This is a genomic window from Amycolatopsis thermoflava N1165 (assembly GCF_000473265.1).
GTDB classification, from domain to species: Bacteria; Actinomycetota; Actinomycetes; order Mycobacteriales; family Pseudonocardiaceae; genus Amycolatopsis_E; species Amycolatopsis_E thermoflava.
This window is the reverse complement of sequence record NZ_KI421511.1, coordinates 3,508,291-3,518,407: the sequence shown is the minus strand read 5'-3', so window position 1 is coordinate 3,518,407 and position 10,117 is coordinate 3,508,291. Positions and strand designations below refer to the sequence as shown.

Sequence of the window (10,117 nt, the reverse complement as noted above, 5' to 3'; positions counted from 1 at the left end):
GAACCGGCGGGGTGACGCGCACCGCGGATCGACGAGCAGAAGGAAGTGTCTGGAGTGGACTTTGAATGGCGCCCGGCCAACGAGGTCGAGAGCGGCATGCTGACGGCATTGCAGGGCAGCGACAGCCAGGGCTTCGCCCAGCTGCTGCGGTCCGCTCCGCTGTACGTGCCGGCCACTCCGGAGCCGGGCGACCCGTGGCCGACGAGCCTGCCGATGCCGGAGGGCAACCACGTCATCGTGTTCACCTCCGAGGAGTCGCTGGACTGGGCCCTTGGCGGCGTCGTCGACAGCTGGCGCCGGACCGACATCGCGGGGCTGCGCGAGATCCACCCCGACCACTCCCAGCTCGTGGTCAACCCCGGTATCCCGATCGGCGTGTACCTGGTGCTGGGCGAGGTCGACGACCTCGCCGAGGGACGCCAGGAACTGGTGCCGGTCGAGGACGTCCAGAACGCCATGGTCGACGAGGTGCTCGGCGAGGTGCGGCGGCTGGTGCTGGAGGAACTGGGTGGTGACGCCGAGGCCGCGGCGGCGCTCCAGCCGTCCAACCCGCTGGAGGAGCGCCTGCGCGACGCGGTGTCCGAACTGGACTTCGACGGGTTCCTGCTCGCGCTGATCGGCGCGGACGTCGTGGTGCCCACCACCGAGCCGGTCGCCGACCAGTCGCTGATCGAAAGCGGCGAGTTCCCGTGGCGCATCCTCGGCGACGACGAGACGCCCGTCGTGGCGTTGTTCAGCTCCGAAGGCGTGCTCGACGTCGTCGCCGCGGACAGCGGGCCGCGCGTGACGGTGTCGTTCCTGGACGTCCTGCTGAACTGGCCGGGCGAGGACCACGTGCTGTGCTTCGACCCGGGCACGAGCATGGAGCTGACGTTGCCGGGCACCAGCGTGCCGGAACTGGTCACCGCCATCGCCGAGGCGGCCGCGGCCGGCGGTGGGCCCGCGACCGGTGGATCCGCTGCGGGACGGTCCCCGGACAACGAAGCGGCGACGCCTGACGAGTGAACGAGGCGGCCGCAGCCCGAAGCGGTAGCCGAATTGAAATGTCCTCCGATATTCTTGACCAGAGGACATGAGAGGGTGCCAGCTATGTCGCCCAGCTTGTCTCAAGAAAAGGCCCGGCGAAGACGTCGCTTGCAGACGACCGTCAAGGAGTCGTTGAGGCAACTGAGCACACAACTGTCGCTGCTGAACCGGCAGGTGAGTGTGCATCTCGATTTGCGGGACGCGGATCTGGCGTGCCTCGATCTGATCAACAGGTACGGCCCGCAAAGCCCGATGGGGCTGGCGTGTCTCGCCGGCCTACACCCAGCCACGACGACGGGTATTCTCGACCGACTCGAGCGCGGCGGCTGGGTCAAACGTGAGCGTGATCCGCACGACCGCCGCGGCGTGATCGTGCGAGCCCTCCAGGAGCGGAACGTCGAACTGTTCCGCCTGTACGGCGGGATGAACAAGTCGATGGACGAAATGTGCGCCGGGTACGACGAAGCTCAGCTGGAGTTGATCCAGGACTTCCTGTCGCGGATGGTGGGCATTGGGCAGGAGGCCACGGAGGAGCTCGCAGGGGCATGACCCTCTGCGTTTCCGCGCTCAGCGCTCTGGACGCCCTGTCCTGTTCTTTCAGCCGTTTTACCCGTTTGGTGCAGTTAGAATGGAACGACTGAAGTGTCGTTAAGCGACATCGACGTGGAGGATTGGGTCGCGCGGTGTTGCCGCTCTACCTCGGGTTATCCGGCTTCACATTGGGGCGGTACGGGTTTCGTACGGAATGCGACTGTCGGCGCTCGGCGAAAATAGCCGTGGCCACGGTGGTTGCCGGTGCGCTCGCGATCGCAAGCCGGGTGTCGTGGCCCCGGAGTCCTCGCCAGTGGGCTCATACTGCGTTCGTCGGCGTCCTGTTGCAGGCGATGCAGTTCGTCGGCGTATACGTCGGACTGGGCAACGGAGTTCCCGCGGGCATGGCGGCTCTCGTCGTGAGTGCGAGTCCGTTGGTGATCGCCGCGATCGCGGTGCCCCTCTTCGGCGAGAACCTCCGTCCGATTCAATGGATTGGTTTCGCGCTCGGTTTGGGCGGCGTCGCGGTTGCAGTGAGCTCGGGACTGCGCAGCGACGTCCCTACTGCTGGCCTGCTCGCCGTCTTCGGCGGACTGGCCGCGTTCGTCGCTGGTACGCTCTACCAGAAGCGATTCACCACTCGTGAAATCGACGTCCGCGCGGGAATCACGGTGCAGCTCCTGGCTTCTACCGTGGTGGTCACTCCCCTGGCGCTGGTTGATGGCGGCCTGGCGATACGTGTAGATCTGACCGTCATCTGGCCCCTGGCCTGGCTGAGCGTCGTGTGCTCGATCGGCGGGTTTGCGCTGCTGTTCGCCATGCTGAGACGGCACAGCGGAGGCGCTGCGACGAGCGCTTTGTTCCTCGTTCCGCCTGTTACCGGTCTGGTGGCCGTGCCCGTGCTGGGGCAGCCGTTGTCGGTGTCGAGCGCGATGGGGACAGCCCTGGCTGCCATCGGTGTTGCGCTGGCGGTCAGGTCGCCCAGTCGTCGTCGCCAGAAGTCACGGTCGGGCTGATCCTGTGGTGGCGGCACCCCGTGACCGGACGTCTTCTCGACGTTCGGGTGTTTCACCGCTCGTGTTCGACTGCCCGGTCTGCTCGATGCCAAGCAGCAGTATTCGAACCAGCGTCCGGGCGAGGTTCGAGTAGTCCCGCTGTTCGGTGGAGCGCTCGAACTGCCAGAGGAATGCTTGTTGAAAACAGGCTCCCAACAGCAGTGCGGTTGCTGCTTCGGGCGCGACCCCGATTCGGACGGCGCCGAGTTCTTGTTGAGCAGCGAGAAAATCCGTCAGTGCGGTGCTGAGATGCTCCGGTCCCGCTCCACGCCGAACCAAGGACTCGTGGTGCGCGGCAAGTAGTTGCGGGTCGGAGAACAGGGATGCGGCGATCGGGAAGTTGTGCTCGTAGAACTCGAGCGCGGCTCGAGTGACGTCCTCCAGTGTTCGCTGCACCGACTTTCGGCGTGCGGATCCGCCCACTCGGGCGAGCAGCGAAGCCGGCGATGCGGGTGATCGCTCGTTGAGGACCGCCAAGAACAAATCGGTCTTGCTGCGAAAGCTCTTGTACAGCGCAGCCTCAGAGCATCCGGCAGCAATCGCGATCTCTCTCGTCGTGGTCCTGGCCAGGCCTCGTGCGTGCATCACCTGGGCCGCGGCGTCCAGGATTCGTTCCCGAATGGTCATTTCTGATGATCACCCTTGACGGTAAGTGAGTACTCACCCACTATGGTGAGTGTTCACTAACCACATGTCAAGGCGCAACGCCTGGACCACGAACTGAGGAGGCCTTGCGGATGTCTCGTTCCGATGCCGTGCGCGTCGTCTGCGCCGGCGACAGCATCACGCGCGGGCAGGTAAGCGTCGACTACGTCGAGCTTCTTGGCAGGCGCTCGCATCCGGTTCCGACGACGTTCGTCAATGCCGGCGTGAACTACGACGTGACCTCGACCCTGCGGCGACGCGTTGGTGACATCGTCGAGCAGCGGCCGGATGTGGTCACTGTCTTGATCGGCACCAACGATGCCAACGCGACGCTGGGTGAGAGCAATCGCAGGCTGGTGACCATGATCCGACGGCCACCGGCGCCGCTGACACGAGAGGGTTTCCGGTCCGATCTTGCCGCAGTTGCCACCGAGTTGAGGAAGCGGACGGGCGCTCGTCTCGGCTTGCTGTCGCTGCCGGTGATAGGTGAAGACCTGGACTCGGAGCCGTTGAGGCGATCCACCGAGTTCAGCGGCGTGATACGGGAGGTCGCGGACGCGACCGGTGTGTCGTACCTGCCGCTGCACGAACGTCAGCTCGCCTACCTGCGCGAGCACCCGCGGACTCCCGGAACCGTCTACCGGCCGGGCTTACGACTCTCCGTAACCGCGTCAACACAGCATTTCATGTTGCGTCGCTCCTTCGACGACATCTCGAGGCGCCGAGGTCTGAGTCTCACGACGGACACGATCCACCAGAACAGCACGGGTGCCGGGCTCATAGCCGATGTGATCGGCGAATTCGTGGCCGGAGTCGGGTAGGCGCCCTGGTAGCCGGGAGTGGGGACCGGCTTCAGCCCGTGCCGCGGACGGCCTCCAGCAGATCGTCCAGCGTGAGGGTTCGCAGGTCGTCCCGGGTGGGGTGGTGGCCCAGCGACCGCAGCCGCGTCGACTGGGACTTGCGCATCCGCTCCAGCAGCTTGCGCGCCTCACGGGCGTTGCCGAAGTTCTGGTCGCGCTCCATCTGCCCGAACCACTCCAGCAGCGCCACGTCCAGATCCTCGCCGAGCAGGTAGTCGTCGCTGCGGGCCATGTGCAGGCTGATCGCGACGAGTTCCTCGGGGCTGTAGTTCTCGAACACCAGCGTCTTGTTGAATCGGGACGCCAGACCGGGGTTGGCGTCCATGAACTTCGCCATCTCGTCGGTGTAGCCCGCGACGATCACGGCGACCTCGTCGCGGTGGTCCTCCATCAGCTTCACCAGCGTGTCGATGGCCTCCTGGCCGAAGTCGGCGCCGCTGCCGCTCGAGCGGGACAGGGTGTACGCCTCGTCGATGAACAGCACGCCACCGCGCGCCTCCTCGAACGCCGAGGCCGCCTTTTCCGCGGTGTGGCCGATGTACTGGCCGACCAGGTCTCGCCGCGACACTTCCTTGAACCGCCCGTTCGGCAGGATTCCGAGCGCCTTGAGCAACTGGCCGTAGATGCGCGCCACCGTCGTCTTACCGGTGCCGGGCGCGCCGGCGAACACGAGGTGGTTGCTGACCGTGCCGACGGAGAGCCCCTCGCTGCGGCGCCACTCGTTGACCTGGATCTCGTCGATCAGCCCGCGCACCTCGGCCTTGACGCTCGCCAGACCGATCATCCCGTCGAGCTCTCCCAGCAACTTGTCGACGGTCTCCAGGTCCTGGTGGTTGCCCGTGGTCGCGACCGCGCCCACCGGGACCTTGCCGCGCGCCGGGTCGCCCTCGCGGATCTCGGTGCGCGCGCCGTCGGCCAGGTGGATGGCAGGCACGGCCGTGTTCTCCACGCGGCAGTCCTCGATCACGCCGCCGCAGCCGCGCCCGACGCTGATTCCGACGCCCTGCGTGTCGTGCACCCAGCAGGTGTTGATGACCGGCGAACTCTGGTCTGCCACGGCGATCCCGGCGTCCCCGGTCTGCGAGATGTCGCAGCGGTCCAGGCTGGAGTCGCCGGCCTGGTACATGTACACGCCGCGGAACCCGCACGCGGCGATCGTGGTGTGCTGGATCTTGATCCGCGCGCCGAGGCGGACGATGACGCCGTCGTCCGCGATCTCGCGGATCTCGCAGCGGTCGATGACGCCGTCGGACTCTTCCACCACGATCCCGTACTGCGCGCCCGTGACGTGGCTGTTGCGGACCTCGATCCGGTCGGCTCCCGCGACGTCGATGCCCGGCGCGTACCTTGCGGTCGCCGCGCACTCGACGATCTTCACCTGACCGCCGCGCACGCGGACCGCCGAATGCTCCTCGGAGGTGAACTTCAGCCCGATCAGCTCAACGTGGCTGTCGGTGATGGAGACGACCGGCTGGTCCGGGAACGGCGAACTGATGGTGACGCTGCCCGATTCGCGCGCCGACAGGGTCACGTGCTGCCGGTTGATCGAGATCGGCTCGGGGTAGTCCCCGGGGGCGATCGAGATGACGGCGCCCTCCTCGGCGGCTTCGAGCGCGTCGCGGATGGTGGGCAGTGCGCCGCGCTGGTCCGGGGCGACGAAGAGGGTGCGTGGCATGGCTTCCGTGGTTCGGCCGACTAGGGTTTGCAGGACAAAAGGTACCCCAGAGAGGCAAGGGCGCGTGGAACCTGTGTGGCAGCCGGACAATGAAATCGAGCACGCACTGCAGGCCGCGCTCGCCGAGGGGGACGGCCGGCGCTACGCGCAGCTCCTGCTGGCCGCGCCCGTCTACCTGCCCGTGCTGCCGAAACGGGACACCCCGGAGTGGCACGAGCTGGTCTCCCTGCTCCCGCTGGAGCGCGAGCACCTCCTCGTCTTCACCTCGCCCCGCGCGATGGAAGCCGTGCTGGGGCCGTTCGCCCAGGACCACGTCGCCACCACGTTCGGGCAGATCCGGGCGCAGTGGCGTCCGAACAGCACACTGCAGCTCGCGATCAACCCGGGCCTGCCCATCGGTTCGGTGCTGTCACCGGACTCCCTCATCGCGCTGGCGCAGGGGCGCGAACAGCTGGTCGCGGCCGCCGACGCCCAGGAGGCTGCGTTCGAGCAGATGCGGCGCCAGGTTCGCGGCCTGGTGCTGGAGGAATTCGGCGCGGGACGGGAACCGGGACCGGTGCCTGCGCCGTCGAACGACCTGGAAACCGCGCTGGTCGCCGCGATGGGCAGCCAGGACGAGAACGCTTACCTGGAGGCACTGGTGAACGGTCAGGTGGTCGTCGCGACGACCCGGCCCGTCCAGGATCCCGGGGAGGACCTCCCCTGGCGCACGACGCGGCGCGGGGACTTCCCGGTGGTCGCCCTCTTCTCGTCCCCGGCGATGCTGGAGCGGGTTGCACCCGGGCAGCCGCACGCCACCGTGCCCTTCCTCGGCGTGCTCGCCCAGTGGCCGGACGAGGACCACGTGCTCTGCTTCAACCCGGGGACCGAGACCGAGCTGATCCTCTCCGGTGAGGGCGTGTTCGAGCTGGTCGAGGTGATCGCCGGGGCGCTGTCGCCCGACGCGGGCGCGGATTAGCGCCACGCGCTTGGTTTCCCTGTAGCCGCTCTGTCCACGGAAGGTGCCGAACGTGTCCGCGAACCCGCCCGACGAGGCCCGCCCGGTGCGGTACCGGCTGCTGGGCCCGATCGAGGTGTCGGGGCCGGACGGGCCGGTGCGGCTGGGCGGGCCGAAGCAGCGGTCGGTGCTCGCGGCGCTGCTGCTCAACGCCGGGCGCGTGGTGCCGGACGAGCAGCTGTTCGCCCTGGTCTGGGGCGCCGCGCCGCCGGCGACGGTGCGTGGCCAGGTGCAGGTGTACGTCTCCGAACTGCGCAAGCTGATCGGCGCCGACGTGATCAGCAGGCGCGCGCCGGGGTACGTGATCGAGGTCGGGCCGGGTGAGCTGGACCTGCACGAGTTCGACGACGCCGTCGCCAGGGCGCGCGCGGACCTCGACGCCGGCCGTGTCGGGGAGGCGGCCCGGCGGCTGCGCGCGGCGCTCGACCTGTGGCAGGGGCCGGCGCTGGGCGGGGTCACCCAGTCGCTGCTCGACCGGGAAGGCCCGCCGCTCGCGGAGAAGCGGCTGAGCGCGCTGGAGGACTACTTCGACGCCGAACTCGCCGCCGGGCGGCACCGGTCGGTGGTCACCGGGCTGCGGCAGGAGGCCGAGAACAACCCGTTCCGGGAACGCCTGCAGGCCCTGCTGATGCTCGCGTTGCACCGCTGCGGCCGCACGCCCGAGGCGTTGGAGGTCTACACCGCGGTTCGGTCGCGGCTCATCGACGAACTCGGCGTCGAGCCGGGGCCGCTGCTGCGGGACACGCAGGTGCGGCTGCTGCGCGACGAGCCCGAGGAGGGGCCGGTGCCGCGCCAGTTGCCCGGTGACGTGCCGCAGTTCGCCGGGCGGATGCGCGACCTCGCGCGGCTGGACGCGTTGCTGCCGCTGGACGGCAGCGGCGACCGGCCGTCGGTGTCGGTGGCGGTCGTCAGCGGTGGCGCCGGTGTCGGCAAGTCGGCGTTCGCGGTGCACTGGGCGCACCGGGTGCGGGATCGGTTCCCGGACGGGCAGCTGTACGTCAACCTGCGCGGCTTCGATCCCGGCGCGTGCGCGATGAGCCCGGCGGAGGCGGTGCGGCGGTTCCTCGACGCGCTCGCCGTTCCGGCGCAACGGATCCCGGTGAGCGTGGAGGCGCAGGTGAGCCTCTACCGCAGTCTGCTGGCGGACAAGCGGGTGCTGGTGGTGCTGGACAACGCGCGCGACGCGGACCAGGTGCGCCCGCTGCTGCCCGGCGCGCCCGGCAGTTTCACGCTGGTGACGAGCCGGAACCAGCTGGCCGGGCTGGTGGCGGTCGAGGGCGCGGCGCCGGTGAGCCTGGACCTGCTGTCCGACGCGGAGGCGCGCGAACTGCTCGCGCGGCGGCTCGGGGCGGACCGGGTGGCGGCGGAGCCGGAGGCGGTCGCCTCGATCAACACGTTGTGCGCGCGGCTCCCGCTGGCGCTGGCGATCGTGGCCGCGCGGGCGGCGACGAACCCGGGGTTCACGCTGGGCGAGCTGGCCGCCGAGTTGTGCGCCGCGCGCGGCAGACTGGACGCTTTCGAGGGCGACGACGCGAGTTCCGACGTGCGCGCGGTGTTCTCGTGGTCGTACCACACGATCAGCGCGGACGCGGCCCGGCTGTTCCGGTTCCTCGGTCTGCACCCCGGGCCGCACGTGACCGTGGCGGCGGCGGCGAGCCTGCTGGGCGTGTCCCGGGTGCGGCCGCTGCTGGCCGAGCTGACGCGCGCGCACCTGGTCGCCGAGCGCGCCCCCGGGCGGTACGCGTTCCACGACCTGCTGCGTGCGTACGCGATCGAGCTGACGCACGAGGAGGACGCGGAGGCGGAGCGGACCGCGGCGGTGCGGCGGATGCTGGACCACTACGTGCACACGGCGCACGCGGGCGCGGCGACGCTGAGCCCGCAACGCGAGCCGCTGGCGCTGGACCCGCCGTCGCCGGGTGTGGTGGTGGAGCCGCCCGCGGACGCCGGCGCCTGGTTCGCCGCCGAGCACCCGGTGCTGGTGGCGGCGATCGACCGCGCGGCCGCGTCCGGGTTCGACACGCACGCGTGGCAGCTGGCGTGCGCGTTGAGCCACACGTTCGTGCGGCAGGGCAGGCACTGGCTGGGGGAGCCGCGGACGTACGAGGTGGCGCTGGAGGCGGCCGCGCGGCTCGGGGACCCGGTCGCGCTGGCGCACAGCCACCGGGGGCTCGCGGTCATCCTGACGGCGCTCGGCCGGGACGAGGAGGCGCGGGCGCAGCTCGATCGGGCGCTGGACCTGTTCGAGGAGCTGGGGGACCTCGGGTACCAGGCCGACGTGCGGCAGGGGCTCACGTGGGTGTGTGATCGCCTCGGGGATTACGCCGAGGAGTTCCACCACGCGCGGCGGGCGCTGGAGTTGTTCCAGGCAGCGGGGAACCGGTACGGGGCGGCCAGCGCGCTGAACAACATGGGCTGGAGCTGTGCGCGGCTGGGGGACTACGAGCAGGCGCTGGCGCACTGCAAGGAGTCGATCGCGGTGCAGGCCGAGCTGGGGAACCTGGTCGGTGAGGCCAACGCGTGGGACAGCGTCGGGTACGCGCAGCAGTCGCTGGGGAACTTGGACGAGGCGGTGCGCTGCTACGAGACCGCCGTGGGGCTCTACCGGCGCCACGGAAGCCGCTACTACGAAAGCCGAACCTTGGACCGCCTCGGCGACGCACACCTGGCGCGGGGCGATTCGGCCGCGGCTCAACGCGCCTGGCGGGCCGCGCTGGAGTTGCTGGAGGAGCTGGGTTCGCCGGACGGAGGCCAGATCCGCGCGAAGCTGGACAGCGTCTCGGAGTGGTCGGCGTAACTGCCGCGGTGGCTGGTTCGGTGGCTGGGCGGCGGGGGTTTCTGCTGTGGTTGCCGTCCGGCGGCTGGGTGGTTGGGGTGGCTGGAACGGCTGGATGGTTGGGGCGGCTGGAACGGCTGGGTGGCTGCGGCGGCTGGTGGGGCGGGGCGGATGCCCGCTCCGATGAATGGCCCGTTCATCGTCGCGCGGGTGGCGCTGTCGTGCGCCGGTGGAGGGACCAGCCGTGCTGCGAAGGGATGAATGGTCCTTTTATCGCCGCGCGAGCGGCACGTCCGTGCGTCGGTGAGGGAGCCACTCGCGCTGGGAAGGAATCGCTCGCGTCGGGAAGGGATGAACGGTCGTTCATCGCTGTGCGAGTGGCGCTGTCGTGCGCCGGTGAAGGGACCAGCCGGTGCTGTGAAGCGTGAACGGTCCGTTTCATCGCCGCGCGAGTGGCCTCCTCGTGCACCGGTGAGGGAGCCAATCGCGCGGGGATTGGATGAATGGCCGGTTCATCGCTGCGCGGGTGGCGCTGTCGTGCGCCGTGAGTGG

The 10,117-nt window shown here is 69.4% G+C and carries 8 protein-coding genes; 6 read left to right on the top strand and 2 right to left on the bottom strand.

Going from position 1 to position 10,117, the window contains the following annotated elements; genetic code table 11:
- Window positions 1-54: 54 nt before the first annotated feature.
- From AMYTH_RS0117475 to AMYTH_RS45150, 3 genes are all read left to right on the top strand, one after another.
- Window positions 55-1,005 carry an SseB family protein gene (locus AMYTH_RS0117475; protein ID WP_027931421.1) on the top strand — a complete coding sequence of 317 codons (951 nt, stop codon included), beginning with the start codon at window positions 55-57 and terminating at the stop codon, window positions 1,003-1,005.
- Window positions 1,006-1,089: 84 nt separating this feature from the next.
- The gene (locus AMYTH_RS0117470; RefSeq protein WP_027931420.1) at window positions 1,090-1,575 is read left to right on the top strand and encodes a MarR family winged helix-turn-helix transcriptional regulator; all 486 of its coding nucleotides are present in this window, start codon (window positions 1,090-1,092) and stop codon (window positions 1,573-1,575) included.
- A 134-nt stretch (window positions 1,576-1,709) separates the two neighbouring features.
- Window positions 1,710-2,573, top strand: coding sequence for a DMT family transporter (locus AMYTH_RS45150; RefSeq protein ID WP_051362726.1), 864 nt, complete (start codon window positions 1,710-1,712; stop codon window positions 2,571-2,573).
- Here the strand turns inward: AMYTH_RS45150 and AMYTH_RS47935 are convergent.
- Entirely contained in the window at window positions 2,559-3,239 is a 681-nt protein-coding gene (locus AMYTH_RS47935) for a TetR/AcrR family transcriptional regulator (protein WP_157360622.1), read from the bottom strand. The two genes, AMYTH_RS45150 and AMYTH_RS47935, sit on opposite strands and share 15 nt — an antisense overlap.
- A gap of 110 nt (window positions 3,240-3,349) precedes the next feature.
- On the opposite strand from AMYTH_RS47935, the gene AMYTH_RS0117460 reads away from it, so the two are divergent.
- Window positions 3,350-4,078, top strand: a complete 729-nt coding sequence (locus AMYTH_RS0117460) for an SGNH/GDSL hydrolase family protein (protein WP_037322582.1) — start codon at window positions 3,350-3,352, stop codon at window positions 4,076-4,078.
- 31 nt (window positions 4,079-4,109) lie between these two features.
- Here the strand turns inward: AMYTH_RS0117460 and AMYTH_RS0117455 are convergent, their stop codons facing one another.
- Complete coding sequence (locus AMYTH_RS0117455; RefSeq protein ID WP_027931418.1) at window positions 4,110-5,792, bottom strand: right-handed parallel beta-helix repeat-containing protein; 1,683 nt, start codon at window positions 5,790-5,792, stop codon at window positions 4,110-4,112.
- Window positions 5,793-5,856: 64 nt separating this feature from the next.
- Here AMYTH_RS0117455 and AMYTH_RS0117450 point away from each other — a divergent pair, with 64 nt between their 5' ends.
- Both AMYTH_RS0117450 and AMYTH_RS0117445 read left to right on the top strand, forming a co-directional pair.
- Window positions 5,857-6,750, top strand: coding sequence for an SseB family protein (locus tag AMYTH_RS0117450; protein WP_027931417.1), 894 nt, complete (start codon window positions 5,857-5,859; stop codon window positions 6,748-6,750).
- 52 nt (window positions 6,751-6,802) lie between these two features.
- Window positions 6,803-9,586, top strand: a complete 2,784-nt coding sequence (locus AMYTH_RS0117445; RefSeq protein WP_228684840.1) for an AfsR/SARP family transcriptional regulator — start codon at window positions 6,803-6,805, stop codon at window positions 9,584-9,586.
- The last annotated feature ends 531 nt before the right edge of the window (window positions 9,587-10,117 follow it).